The sequence below is a fragment of the Chelatococcus sp. CO-6 genome, from assembly GCF_001271345.1.
Taxonomy (GTDB): Bacteria; Pseudomonadota; Alphaproteobacteria; order Rhizobiales; family Beijerinckiaceae; genus Chelatococcus_A; species Chelatococcus_A caeni.
The window spans coordinates 1,613,234-1,631,514 of the sequence record NZ_CP012398.1 but is presented as its reverse complement, the minus strand read 5'-3'; the positions used below and the strand labels follow the sequence as shown (position 1 = coordinate 1,631,514).

Annotated in this window: 16 protein-coding genes and 1 pseudogene; 11 read left to right on the top strand and 6 right to left on the bottom strand. The window is 68.3% G+C overall.

Translation table 11 applies throughout. From position 1 onward, the window contains the following. Positions 1–11 precede the first annotated feature (11 nt). Positions 12–2,024 carry a thioredoxin domain-containing protein gene (locus AL346_RS07625; protein ID WP_019402628.1) on the bottom strand — a complete coding sequence of 671 codons (2,013 nt, stop codon included), beginning with the start codon at positions 2,022–2,024 and terminating at the stop codon, positions 12–14. A 136-nt stretch (positions 2,025–2,160) separates the two neighbouring features. On the opposite strand from AL346_RS07625, the gene mnmE reads away from it, so the two are divergent. The 5 genes from mnmE (at position 2,161) to AL346_RS07600 (ending at position 7,915) form a co-directional block, all read left to right on the top strand. Then, on the top strand, positions 2,161–3,489 hold the full coding sequence (mnmE, locus tag AL346_RS07620; protein ID WP_019402627.1) for a tRNA uridine-5-carboxymethylaminomethyl(34) synthesis GTPase MnmE: 1,329 nt from the start codon (positions 2,161–2,163) through the stop codon (positions 3,487–3,489). 48 nt (positions 3,490–3,537) lie between these two features. Continuing rightward, positions 3,538–5,406, top strand: coding sequence for a tRNA uridine-5-carboxymethylaminomethyl(34) synthesis enzyme MnmG (gene mnmG, locus AL346_RS07615; RefSeq protein ID WP_019402626.1), 1,869 nt, complete (start codon positions 3,538–3,540; stop codon positions 5,404–5,406). Positions 5,407–5,424: 18 nt separating this feature from the next. Next, positions 5,425–6,084 carry a 16S rRNA (guanine(527)-N(7))-methyltransferase RsmG gene (gene rsmG / locus AL346_RS07610; protein ID WP_019402625.1) on the top strand — a complete coding sequence of 220 codons (660 nt, stop codon included), beginning with the start codon at positions 5,425–5,427 and terminating at the stop codon, positions 6,082–6,084. Then, positions 6,077–6,916 carry a ParA family protein gene (locus AL346_RS07605; protein ID WP_019402624.1) on the top strand — a complete coding sequence of 280 codons (840 nt, stop codon included), beginning with the start codon at positions 6,077–6,079 and terminating at the stop codon, positions 6,914–6,916. The genes rsmG and AL346_RS07605 overlap by 8 nt, the downstream gene beginning before the upstream one ends. A 117-nt stretch (positions 6,917–7,033) precedes the next feature. Beyond that, positions 7,034–7,915 (top strand): ParB/RepB/Spo0J family partition protein, encoded by an 882-nt coding sequence (locus AL346_RS07600; protein ID WP_019402623.1) that lies wholly within the window; start codon positions 7,034–7,036, stop codon positions 7,913–7,915. A gap of 9 nt (positions 7,916–7,924) precedes the next feature. Here AL346_RS07600 and holA read toward each other — a convergent pair whose 3' ends face one another. From holA to leuS, 3 genes are read right to left on the bottom strand one after another with little or no spacing between them, the layout of a single operon-like run. After that, on the bottom strand, positions 7,925–8,953 hold the full coding sequence (gene holA / locus AL346_RS07595; RefSeq protein ID WP_019402622.1) for a DNA polymerase III subunit delta: 1,029 nt from the start codon (positions 8,951–8,953) through the stop codon (positions 7,925–7,927). Positions 8,954–8,970: 17 nt separating this feature from the next. Next, positions 8,971–9,525 carry an LPS assembly lipoprotein LptE gene (lptE, locus tag AL346_RS07590; RefSeq protein WP_019402621.1) on the bottom strand — a complete coding sequence of 185 codons (555 nt, stop codon included), beginning with the start codon at positions 9,523–9,525 and terminating at the stop codon, positions 8,971–8,973. After that, positions 9,512–12,145 carry a leucine--tRNA ligase gene (gene leuS, locus AL346_RS07585; protein ID WP_026015215.1) on the bottom strand — a complete coding sequence of 878 codons (2,634 nt, stop codon included), beginning with the start codon at positions 12,143–12,145 and terminating at the stop codon, positions 9,512–9,514. Before leuS ends, lptE begins: the two co-directional genes overlap by 14 nt. 233 nt (positions 12,146–12,378) lie before the next feature. Here leuS and AL346_RS07580 point away from each other — a divergent pair, with 233 nt between their 5' ends. Continuing rightward, complete coding sequence (locus AL346_RS07580; RefSeq protein WP_019402619.1) at positions 12,379–13,056, top strand: YggS family pyridoxal phosphate-dependent enzyme; 678 nt, start codon at positions 12,379–12,381, stop codon at positions 13,054–13,056. A gap of 229 nt (positions 13,057–13,285) precedes the next feature. Here AL346_RS07580 and AL346_RS07575 read toward each other — a convergent pair whose 3' ends face one another. Beyond that, a complete protein-coding gene (locus AL346_RS07575; RefSeq protein WP_019402618.1) occupies positions 13,286–13,957 on the bottom strand; it encodes an HAD family phosphatase in 672 nt (223 codons plus the stop codon). Continuing rightward, positions 13,954–14,526, bottom strand: coding sequence for a L,D-transpeptidase (locus AL346_RS07570; protein WP_019402617.1), 573 nt, complete (start codon positions 14,524–14,526; stop codon positions 13,954–13,956). Before AL346_RS07570 ends, AL346_RS07575 begins: the two co-directional genes overlap by 4 nt. A gap of 143 nt (positions 14,527–14,669) precedes the next feature. Here AL346_RS07570 and AL346_RS07565 point away from each other — a divergent pair, with 143 nt between their 5' ends. From AL346_RS07565 to AL346_RS07550, 5 genes and pseudogenes are all read left to right on the top strand, one after another. Beyond that, positions 14,670–15,356, top strand: a complete 687-nt coding sequence (locus AL346_RS07565; protein ID WP_019402616.1) for a response regulator transcription factor — start codon at positions 14,670–14,672, stop codon at positions 15,354–15,356. Between the two features lie 28 nt (positions 15,357–15,384). Further along, positions 15,385–15,846, top strand: a complete 462-nt coding sequence (locus AL346_RS07560) for a cyclic nucleotide-binding domain-containing protein (RefSeq protein WP_019402615.1) — start codon at positions 15,385–15,387, stop codon at positions 15,844–15,846. 384 nt (positions 15,847–16,230) lie between these two features. Beyond that, positions 16,231–16,701: pseudogene (locus tag AL346_RS25795) on the top strand (dihydrodipicolinate synthase family protein); the annotation flags it as partial. Between the two features lie 137 nt (positions 16,702–16,838). Continuing rightward, a complete protein-coding gene (locus AL346_RS25790) occupies positions 16,839–17,123 on the top strand; it encodes a hypothetical protein (RefSeq protein WP_256381330.1) in 285 nt (94 codons plus the stop codon). A gap of 112 nt (positions 17,124–17,235) precedes the next feature. Beyond that, positions 17,236–18,228 carry a sialic acid TRAP transporter substrate-binding protein SiaP gene (locus AL346_RS07550; RefSeq protein WP_019402164.1) on the top strand — a complete coding sequence of 331 codons (993 nt, stop codon included), beginning with the start codon at positions 17,236–17,238 and terminating at the stop codon, positions 18,226–18,228. The last annotated feature ends 53 nt before the right edge of the window (positions 18,229–18,281 follow it).

Below are 18,281 nucleotides of genomic sequence, written 5' to 3'. Positions count from 1 at the left end.
AAAGGGCGGGTTCAGACCCGCCCTTTTTTATTTCCCCGCAGGCCCTGCAGCGTTTCCTCCAACCGATTCGGATCCGTGACGGGCAGCGAGCATGTGCCGCCGGAGCAAACAAAGGCTGCGGAGCGGCCGGCAGCGGGTGAAACGCCCGCGGCAATACCGGGGTAACTTGCCGCATCGCTTCCGGAGAGATCCACGACCGTTCGATTCGGATACGGAACATCCCGTGCAACGGCGAGAAGGTCGTCAGCTCCAGCCCCGACCACCGCGATGGCCGCTCCGGACAGCCGGAAGTCGAGCGCGTTGAGGGCGGTGGCGTGGGCAAGGGGCGCCCTTGCCGCATGCGTCAGAAGCTGATCGAGGAACCGGTCGGCCCTGAGTTGATCCGCGGGTTCGCCGGTGAGCGCGGCGAGCCGCAGCAGGTTCTCGGCATGCATGCCGTTGGCATTGGGCACGGCGTCGTCGTGCGTCGGCTTCGGGCGCAGGATGATGTCGTCCGCCTCGCTGTCCGACATGGCAAGGATGCCGTCGTCGGTGAGGTAGTGCCGTTCGACGAGTTCGGTCCAGGCCTGCGCATCATCCCGATAGCCGTTCTTGCCGGTTGCCTCGTATAGCGCGAGGGCCGCGCGGACCAAGGCCGTATGATCGCTGGCCATTCCGGGGAAGAGCAGGCGACCATCCCGCCAGGAGTGGCCGAACCGGCCATCCCGCCGCATCGATTCGGCAATGAAACGGTAGGCACCTTCCGCCGGGGCCAGCCATTGCGGCCGGTGCAGGAGGAGGGCGGCGCGGGCGAGGGCGGCGATCATCAGGCCGTTCCAGTCGGCCAGGATCTTGTCGTCCTTCCCGGGAGGCACGCGGCCCGCGCGCTGCGCGAGCAGTCTGTCGCGCAGGGCATCGAGCCGCTCCTCCTCCTCCGGCGTCGCGGGGACGCCGGCGAGTCGGTTGAGGATGACCTTGCCTTCCCAGTTGCCGCTTGGTGAGACGTCGTAGTGCCGGGCGAAGAACGGTGCTTCCGGGCCGAGGATGGTGTCTATTTCCTCGGCCGACCAGACGTAGAAGCGTCCCTCCTCACCTTCCGAATCGGCATCGAGGCTGGCGGCGAAGCCGCCACCGGGCAGGGTCATCTCGCGCGCGAGCCAGGCAACGATCCCCTCCGCCGCTCTCTCGTACAGCGGGTCACCGTTGTCCCGGGCGGCAAGGGCATAGAGCTCCAGCAGCTGGGCATTGTCGTAGAGCATCTTCTCGAAGTGCGGCACGAGCCAGCGTTCGTCGACGGCATAGCGGGCGAAGCCGCCGCCGAGATGATCGTGGATGCCGCCGCGCGCCATGCGCTCGAGCGTCAGTGCGAAGGCCCTGCGGTCGTCCTCGCGCGCGGTACGGGCGGCATGCCGCCAGAGCAGCTCGATGAGGGGAGGGTTGGGGAATTTCGGCGCGCCGGGGAGGCCACCATTCACGGGATCGACCAGGCGGGCGAGTTTTTCGGACAGCTGGCCGAGGGCTTCCTCCCCGAAGACCGGTCCGGTGTCGGCCTCCGCTGCGAGCGCCGTCGCGATCGCGCGGCGGTTGTGCTCCACGCGGGCCGGCTCCTGGGCGACGAGGCGGGCGATCTCACGCAGGACGGTGACGAAGGAAGGCCGGCCGAAGCGGCTCTCCTTCGGGAAATAGGTGCCGCCCCAGAACGGTTCGCCGTCCGGCGTGAGGAACATGGTGAGCGGCCAGCCGCCCTGCTCGCCGAGGGCATGCAGGGCCGACATGTAGATGAAGTCCACGTCCGGCCGTTCCTCGCGATCGACCTTGATGTTGACGAACAATTCGTTCATGACCTCGGCCGTCGCGGGGTCCTCGAAGCTCTCGTGGGCCATGACATGGCACCAGTGGCATGCGGCATATCCGACCGAGAGGAGGATGGGCTTGTTCTCGCTGCGGGCCCGGGCGAGCGCGGCTTCGCCCCAGGGCCACCAGTCCACGGGGTTCTCCTTGTGCTGGAGGAGATAGGGGCTGGTCTCGTTGGCGAGGCGGTTCATGATTCTTGTCCTCCGTTTCCGGCCCAACAGACGGTAGCGCCGGAAGATCCGTCACAAGGGAAAATCCCACGCCAGTATAGCTTCGGGCGTGGCCATATGGCCCCCCAGCAATCGATTCGACAGCGCAACGATGCAGATGGACCGAAACGACACGATCATCGCCCTGGCGAGCGGCGCAGGCCGCGCCGGGATCGCCGTGGTGCGCATCTCCGGTCCGGCATGCCGATTCGTCCTCGAAACGATTTCAGGCCGAGTGACGAAGCCCCGGCGCCTGGAGCTCTGCACGCTGCGGGACCCGGGCTCCAGAGAGGTGCTCGACGAGGCCCTGGTGGCATTCTTTCCGTCCCCGAACAGCTTTACCGGGGAGGATGTCGCGGAACTGCACGTCCATGGCGGCCGGGCCGTGGTCGCTGCCGTCCTGGGCGCCCTGGTCGTCATTCCCGGTTGCCGGCTTGCGGAGGCGGGAGAGTTCAGCCGCCGCGCGCTCCTCAACGGCAAGATGGATCTCAGCACCGTCGAGGGCTTGGGCGACCTCATCGATGCCGAAACCGAGATGCAACGCCGACAGGCGATGCGGCAGATGCAGGGAGACCTGCGCGAGGCCGTGGAGCGGTGGCGGACGACCCTCATTGAGGCATCGGCCTTCGTCGAAGCGGAGCTCGATTTCGCCGACGAGGGGGATGTGCCGCATGGTCTGCGCGAGCGTGCCACGGGCCTGCTGACCTCGGTGGCGGATGAGCTACGCCGGGAGATCGCGCGGGCCCGCAACGGCGAGCGGATTCGGAGCGGGCTGACCGTGGTCATCGCGGGTCCGCCAAATGCCGGCAAGTCGACACTGCTGAACGCGCTGGCGCGGCGCGACGTCGCCATCGTCTCGGACATACCGGGGACCACCAGGGACAGTATCGAGGTGCACTGGGATCTCGCCGGCGTGCCGGTCACCCTGGTCGACACCGCCGGCCTGCGCGAGAGCCAGGATCCGATCGAGCAGGAGGGCGTGCGGCGTGCCCGCGATCGGGCACGGACCGCCGACGTCATCCTGTCGCTCCGCCCATTCGATTCGCCGACGGAACATCTTCGAGATGCTCCCGGTGCCGTGATCATTCCCATCCGGACGAAGATCGATCTGGCTACGGAGCACAGTGACATCGGCGCACGGGCCGATGAGCTGCAGCTTTCGGCCACGACCAGCGAGGGCATTGAAGCGCTTGTGGCGAAGCTTGAAGCTGTAGCCAAAGATGTCGTGGCAGACGGTGGGTTGGTGACGCGGGAGCGGCATCGGGAGGCGTTTGTGGGGGCGCTCACCCTGCTGGAACGCGCGATCTCGGCCGGTCCCGATCATCCGGGCGAGTTCTTTGCAGAAGACATTCGCCTGGCGATGCGCTATCTCGGGCGTGTCACCGGGACGGTCGATGTCGAGGATGTTCTCGACCGTCTCTTTGCCGGATTCTGCATCGGAAAATGAGGCCCTGTTTCACGTGAAACAGGGCTGATTCGACCGAAGGTTGTGCGCATGGACCGTTCGTTCGACGTTATCGTGATCGGGGGTGGGCATGCCGGCGTCGAAGCCGCTGCCGCCGCTGCCCGCATGGGCGCGTCAACGGCGCTGGTGACGCATCGCTTCGACACCATCGGTGCCATGTCGTGCAATCCGGCGATCGGTGGGTTGGGCAAGGGTCATCTCGTGCGCGAGGTGGACGCCCTCGACGGTCTCATGGGGCGGGTGGCGGATGCCGGTGGCATCCAGTTCCGCGTGCTCAACCGCCGCAAGGGCCCGGCCGTGCGTGGTCCGCGTGCCCAGGCAGATCGCAAGCTCTATGCCGAGGCGATGCAGGCCGAGATTCGCGCGACCGAGAATCTCGTCGTCGTCGAAGGAGAAGCGGACGACCTCCTGTTCGACGGCAACCGCATCACCGCCGTGGTTATGGCGTCCGGCGATGTCCTGCAGACAGGCGCCGTCGTGCTGACCACGGGAACGTTCCTGCGGGGCCTCATCCATATCGGCGAAGTAAAGATCCCGGCCGGCCGCATAGGCGAGGCGCCGTCGCACGGCCTGTCGAAAGCCTTGGCGCGTTTCGGCTTCCCCTTGGGGCGGCTGAAGACGGGGACGCCGGCGCGCCTCGATGGCCGGACGATCGACTGGTCGAGCCTCGAGCGCCAGGCGGGAGATCCTGAGCCGGAACCCTTTTCGACTCTGACGGAGCGGATCACCAATCCACAGATCGAATGCGGCATCACCCGCACGACGGCGGAAACCCATGCGATCATCCGGGCGAATCTCCATCGCGCGCCCATGTATTCGGGTGAGATCGAAAGCCGCGGTCCGCGCTATTGCCCGTCCATCGAGGACAAGGTCGTCCGCTTCGGCGATCGCGACGGCCACCAGATCTTTCTCGAGCCGGAGGGGCTCGACGATCACACGGTCTATCCGAACGGCATTTCCACGTCGCTGCCGGAAGACGTGCAGCGGGCCATGATCGCGACCATACCGGGGCTCGAGCGGGTGGAGATCCTCCGGCCCGGCTATGCCATCGAGTATGATTTCGTCGATCCGCGCGCGCTTCGCCCGACGCTCGAGACGAAGGCGGTCAGAGGATTGTTTCTCGCCGGCCAGATCAACGGCACGACCGGCTATGAGGAAGCGGCGGCGCAGGGTTTGCTCGCGGGCCTCAATGCAGCGCGTTGTGCCGGCGGTGGAGAGGGTGTGGTCTTCGACCGCGCCGAGAGCTACATGGGCGTCCTCGTCGACGACCTCGTCACCCGCGGCGTGACCGAGCCCTATCGGATGTTCACGTCCCGTGCCGAATACCGGCTGTCCCTGCGGGTTGACAATGCTGACGAGCGGCTGACGGAGCGCGGCATCGCCATCGGCTGCGTCGGTGGACGACGCGCTACCGCCTATCGGGCCAAGCGCCAGCGGCTCGACGAAGCACGGGCGTTGCTCGACCAGCTGGCGCTCACGCCCAACGAGGCGGCGGCGCATGGATTGTGGATCAACCGGGACGGGCGCCGTCGCACGGCCTTCCAGCTGCTGGCTCATCCGGACGTGACATTCGATCGCCTGGCGGCAATCTGGCCGGAGATCGGGGCGCTCGATCGGCAGACGCGTGAGCGTGTGAGCACGGATGCCATTTATTCGGTCTATCTCGACCGGCAAGCCACGGATATTGCGTCTTATCGGCGAGACGAAGCGGCGGTCCTGCCGGAAGGACTGGATTTCAGCCTTCTGCCCGGACTGTCGGCGGAGCTCCGCCATAAGCTCGTGACGATCCGGCCGCGGACGCTGGGCCACGCGGGCCGCATCGAGGGGATGACGCCGGCGGCGCTGACCATCCTCGCCGCGGAAGTCGCTCGAGCCCGCCGCCCCGCTGCGGCGGAATGATTCGGATCCGGACCGATCATGCTGAACAAGAATTCCACCGGAGGGGATCGCGCAGCAGCCTTGTCGTTGGGTCTGATCCCGGACGGCGCGCTGCCAGCCTTCGATATTTACGTCGACCTCCTGCGGCGTTGGCAGGATGTGAAGAACCTGGTGGGGCCACGGACACTCGATCATGTCTGGACGCGCCATATCGCCGATTCGGCACAGCTGCTGCCACTGGCGCCGACGGCGCGGAAGTGGATCGATATCGGATCCGGAGCGGGGTTCCCGGGCCTGGTGCTGGCGATCCTGCTGCGGAATCGCGAGGATGGCGAGGTTCACCTGGTCGAGAGCAACAGCCGCAAATGTGCCTTCCTGCGGGCTGTTTCACGTGAAACAGGTGCGCGGGCGCAGGTCCATGCCGGCCGCATCGAGGATGTCCTGCCCAGCCTCGGCCAAGCGGATGTGCTCACCGCGCGGGCGCTTGCGCCGCTGACGGATCTCCTTGATCTCGGCAAAGATCTGTTGAGAACCGGGGCGATCGGCGTCTTTCCCAAGGGACAAGATTTAGAGGCCGAATTGACGGTGGCCGCTAAATCTTGGAATATCGACTACGACATTGTTCCGAGCGTCACCGATCCTCAGGGGCGCATCTGCATCGTCCGTCAGCTGCGGGAGCATGGTCCGGATCATGGCTGATATCGGCTCACCCATTCATGTGCCTGCCCGCAGCCAGCCGCGGGTGCTGGCCCTCGCCAACCAGAAGGGCGGCGTCGGCAAGACGACGACGGCCATCAATCTGGGCACGGCCCTGGCGGCGATCGGCGAGCGGGTCCTGATCATCGACCTCGATCCGCAGGGCAACGCCTCGACCGGCCTCGGCATCGACCGCAAGAGCCGGCGCGTCTCGACCTACGATGTGATGACGGCCACGGCGACGCTGGAGGCGGCGGCGCTGCAGACGGCGGTTCCGGGCCTGGCGGTGGCGCCCAGCACGCTGGACCTGCTCGGCGTCGAGCTCGAGATCGCCGCCCATCGCGACCGGGCGCAGCGCCTGTCAGCCGCCATCAAGGCCCTGCCACCGGACGAGGGCGGGCAGCCTGCCTACAGCTATGTGCTGATCGACTGCCCGCCGTCGCTCAACCTGCTCACCATCAACGCTTTGACGGCCGCCGATGCGGTGTTGGTGCCGCTGCAGTGCGAGTTCTTCGCCCTCGAGGGCTTGAGCCAGCTCCTGCGGACGGTGGAGCAGGTACGCTCTGCGCTCAATCCCCGCCTGACGATCCACGGCGTGGTGCTCACCATGTTCGATCCGCGCAACAACCTCTCGGGGCAGGTGGTCGCGGATGTGCGCCAGTTCATGGGATCGAAGGTCTACGAAACCATCATTCCACGCAATGTCCGCGTTTCCGAGGCGCCGTCGCACGGCAAACCGGTGCTCCTTTACGACCTCAAATGCGCTGGCGCGCAGGCCTATCTGAAGCTCGCGTCGGAAATCATCCAGCGAGAGAAAACCCTGCGGGCAGCCTGAGGCGCCAAATTCCCGGCCGCCTGCGTTGCAGCCGCCGGGAGGTCGTTTCGGTGCCGTGTTGTTGCGGGTCGCGGCCGGACGATGCGATGGCCGCACAAGCGATGGTGGAGTTGAAAGATGGTCGATGATCCTGCCCGTTCCCGCCTCGGTCGTGGACTTGCCGCTCTCATCGGGGAGGTTGGCGAGGACTTCGGTGATGCCGGGCGCGGTCCTCGCGGGCAGCGTGCCGTTCCCATCGAGTTCCTGCGGCCCAACCCGCGCAATCCGCGCAAGGTCTTCGACGACGAGGCCCTGGACGAACTGGCGAATTCCATTCGCGAGCGTGGCCTGATCCAGCCCATCGTCGTCCGGGCCGTGCCCAATCTCGTCGATGTCTTCGAGATCGTCGCGGGCGAGCGGCGCTGGCGCGGCGCGCAGCGGGCCGGCCTGCACGAGGTGCCGGTGGTGGTCATCGAGGCCGATGATCGCCTGGCGCTCGAGATCGCCATCATCGAGAACGTGCAGCGCGCCGATCTCAATCCCATCGAGGAGGCGGTCGGCTACGAGCAGCTGATGGCGGAGTTCCAGTATTCGCAGAACGATCTCGCCCAGGTCATCGGCAAGAGCCGCAGCCATGTCGCCAATACCCTGAGGCTCCTGCGCCTGCCCGACAGCATCAAGAGCAAGGTCAACGACGGCGTGCTCTCGGCCGGCCACGCGCGGGCCCTCCTGTCCGTCAGCGACCCGGAGGCGATCGCCGAGCGCGTCGTCGCCCAAGGCCTCAACGTGCGCGATGTCGAGCGTATCGCGCAGGAGGAAGCGCGCGGTGGCGAGGAGCCCGGGCGCGAGCTGCGGCCGCGCAAGGAGAAGGATCCGGACACGCGGGCGCTCGAACAGGCGCTCGAGGACGTGCTCGGCCTTGCCGTCAGCGTGGAGCACAAGGCGCAGGGCGGCGAGGTGCGCATCCGCTACAAGACGCTGGAGCAGCTCGACGCGCTCTGCCGCCGCCTGCGGGGGTAATTGTCGGCACTACCGCGCGGCGCGACGGGCCATACCGGCGACGGCCCAGAGCGTCTTCAGCGCGTATTGTGTGGCAAGCTGCGGATGGCGCCGCGTCGCGCTGACGGCCTGGCCGACCTCCATCGCGGTCCGGTTGAGGCTCGCCGTCGTCCACAGGCGCAACTGGCGCTCCACCGCCGCCTTGCGCTTGAAATGCAGGCCGCGGAAGCTGCCGATGGCCACCGCGGGCGGGGAGCCCATGTCGACGGCCTGCCGCGCCGCCATGAGGGTGAGCGCGTGCCGGAGGGCGAAGCCGAGGAGCACACCGGCATCCATGCCCTCGGCCTGCAGCCGCGTGAAACTGCGGTCGAGCGTGGCGAAATCGCCGAGGAAGGCGGCGTCGATGGCGGCGTCGAAGGCGATGGCCGAGACATCCCCCACGACAGCGGCGACATCCTCGACCGTGACGACGTCACGGCCATGGGCATAGGTGAAGAGTTTGTCGAGTTCCGACCGGCTTGCCGCCCGGTCGGCGCCGAGCGAGGCGAGCAGCAGTTCGCGGGCATCGGCTTCGACACGCAGGCCGGCCTTGCGGCTCATGTCGTCGATCAGCGCCCCGATGTCGCGGGCGCCGTCCGCATAGCAGGGCAGGGCCGCGGCGGCGGGCATCTTCTCGCAGAGCTGGCGCAGGGGAGCGGTGCGGGAAAGATCGCCTGCCTCCACGATCACCACGGCATCCTGCGGCGGCGTCTGCAGCACCGGTGTCAGGGCGGGTGCGAGATTGCGGCTCCCGGCCCGCACCCAGATGGCCCGGCGGCCGCCGAAGAGCGGCACGGTGTGGGCTTCGTCGGCGAGGCGCAGGGGATCGGACGCGAGCTCGTCGCCGTCGAGGCGCACCAGCTGGAAGGGATCGTCGGGATTGTCGACGGCCCCGGCGACGAGCCGGCGCACGCGCTCGCCCACGAGGCCGCTGTCCGGCCCGTAGACGAGGAAGACGGCCGTCTGCGGCGACGGCCGGGCGATGGCCGCATCGACGTCGCCCGCCTTGATCGCCACCATGCCTGAAGTCCCGTTTCTCAGCCGCGGGTCGCGAGCGTGGCGGCGATGCGCGTGCTGATTTGGTCCGCGAGCTCCTTGGCGACGCGGATCTCCGCATCGCGCGCGGCACGCGTCGAGGCGAAGCGCTGCGGGTTGCGATCGTAGCTCGCCGAGGCGGTGGCCTTGCCGGTCATCACGGGCTTCTCCTCGCCGATGCGCGTGAGGACGAAGTTCGCGGTGGCCTGCAGGTTGGCCGACTGGGCATTGCCGCTGATCGTATCGACGATCGCCGTCCGCACCTGGATGCCTGCCGGCGAGACCTCCAGCCGGTAGCGCGGCTCGAGGGCGCCGTTGCCGCCGGTGAGCTCATAGACGAGTTCGTTGCGCAGGTAATGGGCGAGCCGCTCCTGGCCGGCGATGTCGGGGATCGACCCGACCTCGATGGTGCGCAGCGTATCCTGCATGGTCGTGCCGTCCGCGCGCTCGGCATAGAGCGGGCGAAGGCAGCCGGCGAGCCCGAGGCCGAGCGTGACGACGGCGGCAAGGCGCAGCCCGGCGGCAGCGCGGCGGGAGAGACGGTCAGGCGACGACATTGACGATCCTCTGCGGGACGACGATGACTTTGCGGACGGGCCGCCCCTCGGTGGCGCGCTGGACGGCCTCGAGCGCGAGCGCCGCGGCTTCCACGGCAGCGTTGTCGGCATCGCGCGGCACCGTCACGTCGGCGCGCTTCTTGCCGTTGACCTGCACGGGCAGGGTGATGACGTCCTCGACGAGGAGGGCCTTGTCGGCCTTGGGCCAATGCGTCTCGGCGACGAGCGTCTCGAAGCCGAGCACCTTCCAGCACTCCTCCGCCAGATGCGGCATCATCGGCGCGACGAGTTGCACCAGGATCGAGGCTGCCTCGCGTAGGGCAAAGCGCATGTCGGCGGCCGGGGGCTCGCCGTCGCGGATGCCGTTGAGGGCCGCCTGCAGCGCGTTCGACAATTCGTAGACCTGGGCGACGCAGCGGTTGAAGCGCAGCTTGAGGACGTCGTCCTCGACGGTCGCCAGGGCGCGGTGGGCCGCCTTGCGCAGGATGAGGGAGGCATCGTCGAGCGTCGTCTCGGCCGACCCGTCGGTCGCGTCGGTGACGGCCACCACCTCGCCGATCAGGCGCCACAGGCGCTGCACGAAGCGGTGAGCGCCCTGCACGCCCTCCTCCGTCCAGATCACGTCGCGTTCGGGCGGGGAATCGGAGAGCATGAACCAGCGGGCCGTGTCGGCGCCGTAGGTGCCGATGATCTCGTCCGGGTCGATGGTGTTCTTCTTGGACTTCGACATCTTCTCGATGCTGCCGATGCTGATCGGCTCACCGGTGCTGATGTGGAAGGCCGTGCGGGCGCCGCCCTCGCTCTCGATGCGCACCTCGGCCGGCTGCACCCAGGCGCCACCGGCGTCGCGGTAGGTCTCGTGCACCACCATGCCCTGGGTGAAGAGGCCGGCGAAGGGCTCGTCGAGCCCCACGTGGCCGGTCGCCTTCATCGCCCGGGTGAAGAAGCGCGAATAGAGCAGGTGCAGGATGGCGTGCTCGATGCCGCCGATATACTGGTCCACCGGCAGCCAGCGGTCGACCACGTCGCGGTTCGTCGGCTGGCTCGTGAGGTGCGGATCGGTGAAGCGCGCATAATACCAGGACGAATCGACGAAGGTGTCCATGGTGTCCGTCTCGCGACGGGCGGGCTTCGTGCAGCGCGGGCAGGCGACGTGCTTCCAGGTCGGATGCCGGTCGAGCGGGTTGCCGGGCTTGTCGAAGTCGATGTCCTCCGGCAGCACCACCGGCAGCTGGTCGTCCTGCACCGGCACCGCGCCGCAGTCGTCGCAGTGGATGATCGGGATCGGGCAGCCCCAGTAGCGCTGGCGCGAGATGCCCCAGTCGCGCAGGCGGAAGTTGACGCGCCGCTCACCCACCGGCCGGCCGCCGCGCATCTCGGTCTCGAGCCGGCGGGCGACCTCTTCCTTCGCCGCGGCGATGGTCATGCCGTCCAGGAAACGCGAATTGATCAGCGTGCCCTCGCCATCATAGGCGGTGTCGGTGATCGTGAACGCGGCGGGATCCGTGTCCGGCGGGCAGACGACGGGAGTGACGCCGAGGCCGTAGGCATTGACGAAGTCGAGGTCGCGCTGGTCGTGCGCCGGACAGCCGAAGATGGCGCCGGTGCCGTAGTCCATCAGGATGAAATTGGCGACATAGACCGGCAGCTTCCAGTCCGGATCGAAGGGGTGCACGGCGCGGATGCCGGTATCGAAGCCCTTCTTCTCGGCCTTCTCGATCAGCTCCGCGGCCGTGCCGGTGCGCTTGCACTCCTCGATGAAGGCGGCGAGCTCCGGGTTGGTCCTGGCGGCGGCAGTGGCGAGCGGGTGGTCGGGCGCGACCGCCATGAAGCGGGCGCCGAAGAGCGTGTCCGGCCGCGTGGTGTAGATCTCGAGCTCGTTCTCGCCGTTCGGCGTCGTCGCCGCATCGAGCGCGAAGCGCACGAGGAGGCCCTCGGAGCGGCCGATCCAGTTCTTCTGCATCAGCCGCACCTTCTCCGGCCAGCGCTCCAGCCGGTCGAGGGAGGTGAGGAGGTCATCCGCGAAGGCGGTGATCCTGAAGAACCACTGGGTCAATTCGCGCTGCTCGACGAGCGCACCCGAGCGCCAGCCGCGGCCGTCGATCACCTGCTCGTTGGCGAGCACGGTCTGGTCGACGGGATCCCAGTTGACCTTGGCCGTCTTGCGGTCGACGAGGCCAGCCGCGAGGAAGTCGAGGAACATCTTCTGCTGGTGCCGGTAGTAGGAGGGATCACACGTGGCGATCTCCCGGCTCCAGTCGAGCGACAGGCCCATGGACTTCAACTGGCCGCGCATGGTGGCGATGTTGGCGTAGGTCCATTCCTTGGGATGGACCTTGTTGGCCATGGCGGCATTCTCGGCCGGCATGCCGAAGGCGTCCCAGCCCATGGGGTGGAGAACGTTGTAGCCCTTGGCGCGCATGAAGCGGGCGACGACGTCACCCATCGTGTAGTTGCGCACGTGGCCCATGTGGATGCGCCCCGACGGATAGGGGAACATCTCGAGGACATAGTACGTGTCGCGCGGGTCGTCGTTGCGCGTATGGAAGATGCCGCGCTCTTCCCAGACGGCCTGCCACTTGGGTTCGGCCTCCTTGGGGTTGTATCGTTCCACCGTCATGGTCTCGGTCAAGTCGGAATGCTCGCGAAAATAGCCCGGTCGCAGTCAATGCGGCGGGCCGGTGAGGCGGCACGACAACGCGGCCTGCCGCGCCGCGGCGCGGACACCCATTGCATCGTTGCTGCCGGGCGGACTAGGACACGAATGCCGTTTGCGGTCAACGCCCGGCGCCGCTTTCGCGGTGTCGTGACGCGCCCGCGGCGGCCGAAGAGGTCACAAGGAGGGTGAGCACCGTGGACGACAGGGCGCAGCTGGCTGCCGAGCGACTGAGGGCCGTCGCGGAATCGATCGCGCGCACGGCGCGCGAGGAGGGGCGCGATCCTGCCTCCGTGACGCTGATCGCGGTGTCGAAGACCTTCGAGGCGGAGGCCATCGAGCCGGTGCTCGCGGCCGGGCAGCGCGTCTTCGGCGAGAACCGCGTGCAGGAGGCGAAGACGAAATGGCCGGCGCTCAAGGAACGCTATCCGGACGTCGAGCTGCACCTCATCGGGCCGCTGCAATCGAACAAGGCGCATGACGCCGTCCTGCTCTTCGACGTGATCCATTCCCTCGACCGGCCTTCCCTCGCCGAAGCGCTGAAGCGCGAGATCGACAAGACGGGTCGCCGGCCGCGGCTCTTCGTGCAGGTCAACACCGGCGAGGAGGCGCAGAAGTCTGGCGTCACGCCGGGCGAGGCCGACGCCTTCATCGCGCAGTGCCGCGATGTCTGGAACCTGCCCGTGGTCGGGCTCATGTGCATCCCGCCGGCGGACGAGCCGCCGTCGCCGCATTTCGCCCTGCTCGCCAAGATCGCAGCGCGCAACGGGCTCTCCGACCTGTCGATGGGCATGAGCGCCGATTTCGAGCAGGCGGTGATGCTGGGCGCGACCCACGTGCGCGTCGGCAGCGCCATTTTCGGGGCGCGTCATTAGCCCTTGCGGGAGGCCTGGGAACGGCTTCTGATGCCTCTCAGTCGTCCTGGCCGGGGTTTGTCCCGGCCATCCACGCCTTGCCGCCTCATGCGATCGAAGCGGCGTGGATGCCCGCGACGGGCGCTGGCATAACGGCAGGAGGCGTTGCGCTTCACCGCCCGCAGTTCGGGCCGTGTGGACCGGCCTTCACGGCTCTGCCAGCGAGGATCAGGGGCGTTTTCGCTTATCCTCAGGGGCTGCCGCCGAGCCGCGCGTCCAGAACCTCCATCAGCCGCGGGTCGGTGAAGTCGGCGATGGCGAGGCTCGCGCCGGCCGCCTCGAGCGCCTCGGCGGAGAGGGTCGTCATCAGGCCGACCACGAAAAGCCCGGCCGCGTGGGCGGATTGCACCCCGGAGGCCGAATCCTCGAAGGCGAGGGAGCGCGCGGCGTCGGCGCGCAGAAGGTCGAGCCCCATGCGGTAGGGCAGGGGATCGGGCTTGGGCCGCGGCAGCTCGTCGCCGATGACGATCGCCTCGAAGCGGCGCCCGAGGCCGATGGCGCCGAGCATCATCTCAGCATTGGCGCGCGGCGCGTTGGTGACGACGGCGCAGCCGATCGCCCGCCCCTCCGCCAGCGCCAGGAAGTCGAGAAGGCCGCGGGCGGGCTGCAGCTGGCTCTCGGCCATGGTGCGGAAGGCGGCTTCCTTGGCGTCGGCGAGGCGGATGTGCTCGCTCTCGGGCAGGTCCGGGAACATGTCGCGCATGATCGCCGCATTGGCACGGCCCTGCACCTCTCGCGCATAGGCCTCGGGCGTGATGCTGCGGCCGAAGCCGGCGAGCATGGCGTTGAAGGCCTCGAAATGCAGGTGGTCGGTTTCGGTCAGGGTGCCGTCGAGGTCGAAGAGGAAGGCGGGGCGGCTCATCGTTTCTGCTTTCGGGGAGGGGACGACCGGCGCGGATCGCTGCCGATCACGAGAAGGGTCTTGGGGCCGAGGCGCGGCAGGAGCCGATTGAGGTCGGCCCGCCGCAGGGCGACGCAGCCCGCCGTCGGCGCAAAGCCGGGCCGGGCAAGATGCATGAAGATGGCGCTGCCGCGGCCGGGGCGGATGGGCTCGCGGTTGTAGCGGATGTCGAGCACGCGGTCATAGACGTCGTCCTCGCGCCACATCCGCTCGTGGCTCGCCGGATAGGGCAGGCGCACCGGACGGTTGTAGCGGCGGTCGCCGGGGGCGTCACACCAGCCGTCGTCCGGGCGCGTCCTGCGCGCGGGAAGGCCGGAGCGCGGGCGGGCGCCCTTGTCGGGGCGCAGGTAGAGAACGCCGAGGGCGAAGCGGCCGAGCGGGGTTGCGCCGTCGCCCTCGCGCTTCACGCGCGTGACGCCGCCCTTGCCGAGCGCGCAGGGCAGCACGACATGTCCTGCGACGAGAAGCCCGCGCGAGGCCTCGAGCGGACGTGGCAGGACCCTGACGGTGCGAAGGAAGGTTCGTTTCATCACAAGCCGGTGCGTCGACCTCGCCTACTTGTTGCCCGGCGCGGATCGCTTAGTCTAGGACTTCCTCGCCCGGATGCGTTCCTGCGTCGCCGGGTCGCTCCGGCCCGCCGCGCCGGCATCTCCTGCCCAACAATGGAAGGACAATGCCCCACGCCCGCCATCTGCTCATCGTGGACGACGAGGAAGACCTGCGCGAGACGCTGAGCGAGCAGCTCGCGCTGACCGACGAGTTCACGCTCTCCACCGCCGCATCCGGCGCCGAGGCGCTCGATGTGGTGAAGGAGAACAACATCGATCTCGTCATCATGGACGTTGGCCTGCCGGACATGGACGGGCGCGACGCCGTCAAGCGCATGCGCGAGGGCGGTTTCCGCAGCCCCGTGATCATGCTGACCGGCCATGCGACCGACAGCGACACGGTGCTCGGCCTCGATGCCGGCGCCAATGACTATGTCGCCAAGCCCTTCCGCTTCGCGGTGCTGCTCGCACGCATCCGCGCCCAGCTGCGCCAGTACGAGGCGAGCGAGGACGCGGTGTTCTCCATCGGGCCCTATACGTTCCGCCCGAGCGCCAAGCTGCTGGTCAACGAGCGTGGCTCCAAGCTCAAGCTCACGGAGAAGGAGACGGCGATCCTGCGCTTCCTCTATCGCGCCGGGCAGAAGGTGGTGACGCGCGAGGTGCTGCTCGCCGAGGTCTGGGGCTACAACGCCAATGTCACGACCCACACGCTCGAGACGCATATCTACCGCCTCCGGCAGAAGATCGAGCAGGATCCCTCCAACGCGCGCATTCTCGTGACCGAGCAGGGCGGCTACAAACTCATCCCGTGATGATCGGAGCGCTGACGGGCGGCCAGATATGGGACTGAACGACGATATCGCGGCGCTCGAAGTGGTGCCGACCTTCGCCGGCGTCGAGCGCGAGGCGCTGCGGCTCATCGCCTTCGCGGCCGAATCGCGGATCCTGAGGGCCGGTGACATCCTCTTCCGCCGTGGCGAGCCCGCCGACGCGGGCTATCTGGTGCGCTCGGGAGCGATCGCGCTCGATGCGCGCGACGACGGCTCGCCGACGGATCACGTGGTCGGGCCGGGCGTGCTCATCGGCGAGCTCGCGCTCTTTGCCGAAACGAAGCGGCCGGCGACGGCCATCGCGCGCGAGCCTTCCTCCGTGACGAAGCTGCCGCGCAGCGTCCTGCGGCGCGTGCTCGTCGAGTTCCCCGACGCAGCGGTTCATCTGCGCGCGGTTTTCGCCGAGCGGCTGAACGACATGGCGGGCGACCTCGCGGCCGTGCGGCGCGCCCTCCTGTCCATCGAGCGCTAGAGCGCCTGATCGCTTTAAATCGGTACGCGCATCGATCCTCCCCCATATGGGGGAGGTGGCGCCGTGAAGCGGCGACGGAGGGGGCGCGCGGTTGACATCAGAGCACCGGCCTTGACCCCGCCCGTCTCGCGCCTGCGGCGCGATCCACCCTCCCCTTGAGGGGAGGGATCAAGTCCCCCGCGCGGCGACTTGAATTTCCATTGCGTTCATGTTGCCGCCCACCAAAAGCGGCTCCCGCATCATTTCACAAACCATGTCTGTCGACCGCGCGCCGGCACGCGATTCGCGCGGCGCTTGCGCTGCTTCGGGAACGCGCTAACATGTCAGAAAAAACATAAAAGCGGTCCCTGATCATTGCGGGGACGATCCTTTGGGGGGATCCACGTGAGCGAGCCGCAACGTTTCGGCCTGTCCGCCGCCCTGGTTTCACCGTTCGACGAGCGGGGCGGGCCCGATCTCGCACGGCTCGTCGGCCATGCCCGCGCCGTCCTCGCCGAGGGCTGCGACAGCATCACGCTGTTCGGCACGACGGGCGAAGGCTTCTCCATCCCGCTGCGCGAGCGCGCCGCCATGCTCGGCGCCGTGGCGGGAGCCGGCATTTCGCTGGACAAGGTTTATGCAGGCGTATCGGCAACGACCGTGGCCGAGGCCGCCGAACAGGCGGAGCTCGCCCTGTCGGCCGGCGTGCGCGGCCTGCTGGTGGCGCCGCCCTTCTATCTCAAGGGCGTCGACGACGAGGGGCTCTACGGCTGGTTCCGCGATTTTCTCGGGCGCCTCGGCGGCGAGGCGCGCGGCGTCATCCTCTACCATATCCCCGGGCAGACGGCGGTGCCGCTGTCGAGCAGCCTGGTGCGGCGCCTGCGCGATGCCTTCGGCGGCGTCATCGCCGGCATCAAGGATTCCTCGGGGACTGGGCGACGACGGAGCGCTTCCTCGCCGACCACGGCGACATCGCCGTCCTCGTCGGCGACGAGCGCCTGCTGGCGCGCGCGGTGCGCCACGGCGCCGAGGGCAGCATCTGCGGCCTCGCCAACATCACCCCGGCGCTGCTGCGGCCCCTCGTCCACGAGGGCCGCGACGACCGCCGCGTCAATGCGCTCGTCGAAGCCATCGTGAGCCTGCCGGTGCTGCCGGCGGTGAAGGCCCTTGTCGCCCACCGGCGCGGCGACGAGGGTTATTGTCGCGTGCGCCCGCCGCTCGTGCCGCTCGCCGCGGCGGATCGGGAGCAGCTCGTTGCCGCCTTCGAGGCCATCACCGGCGAGCCGGCTGGCGCCTGAGACCATCCCGCAGCGGCCTGTCGCCGCTATGGGGCACGGATCGCCCGGCCGCCCATCGGCCGGGTCAAGAACGACGGCAAAGCCGCGCCATGATCCAATGGGAGGACAAACGATGCACGGTGTCAGCAGACGGACGTTTCTCGCCGGCAGTGCGGCGCTCGGGGCCGGCGTGTTCATGCCGGCGATCGCGAGGGCGCAGGCCACGGTGATCCGCTGGGGCGAGATGCTGCCCCAGTCGCACCCGCAGGTGCAGATGATCGACCGCATCGCGGCGGAGGTGAAGGAGAAATCCGGCGGGCGCATCGACATCCAGAGCTTCCCCAACGGCCAGCTCGGATCGGGCAAGGACATGATGGACGCCGTCGTCTCCGGCGCCCTCGCCTTCACGACGGACGGCGCGGCGGCCCTCGGCGCGCTGCTGCCGCAGCTTTCGGTGATCGAGGCGCCCTACCTGTGGCGCGATGCCGCCCACATGACGAAGGCCGGCTCCTCGCCGATCTTCGCCAAGATGAACGAGGAGCTCGTCAGCCGGCGCGGCCTGCGCATGCTCGCCATCACCTATTATGGCAAGCGCCACCTGACGACGGGCAGCAAGGAGGTGCGCTCGGCGGCCGACATGGCCGGCTTCAAGCTGCGCGTGCCGCCGGTCGACACCTTCCGCGCCATGGCCGAGGCCTGGGGGGCGCGCGCGACGCCGATCAACTTCAACGAGCTCTACCTCGCCCTGAGCCAGGGGGCGGTCGACGGGCAGGAAAACCCGCTGCCGACGATTCACAGCGCCAAGCTCGCCGAGGTGCAGAAATATCTCGTCCTGACCGGCCACATCATCACGCCGCGGCTCGTCATCGCCAACGAGGCGGCCCTGAAGGGGCTTTCGGCCGAGGACCGCGCGATTCTCGACGCGGCTATCGCCAACGGGGCCAAGTGGCAGGATGCCGAACTCTCGCGCCAGGAAGGCGAGCTCATCGGCACGCTGAAGACGGCGGGCATGACGATCATCGAGCCCGACGTGGAGAGCTTCCGCAAGCCGGTGCTGGAGCAGCTGCCGCCGAAGTTCGAGGAGAAATGGGGCAAGGGCACCTGGGACGCGCTCGCCGCGCTGTGACGTTTCGCCTGCCCTTATGCGGGGTCTCCTGTGGAGGCCCCGCCCCGACTTCG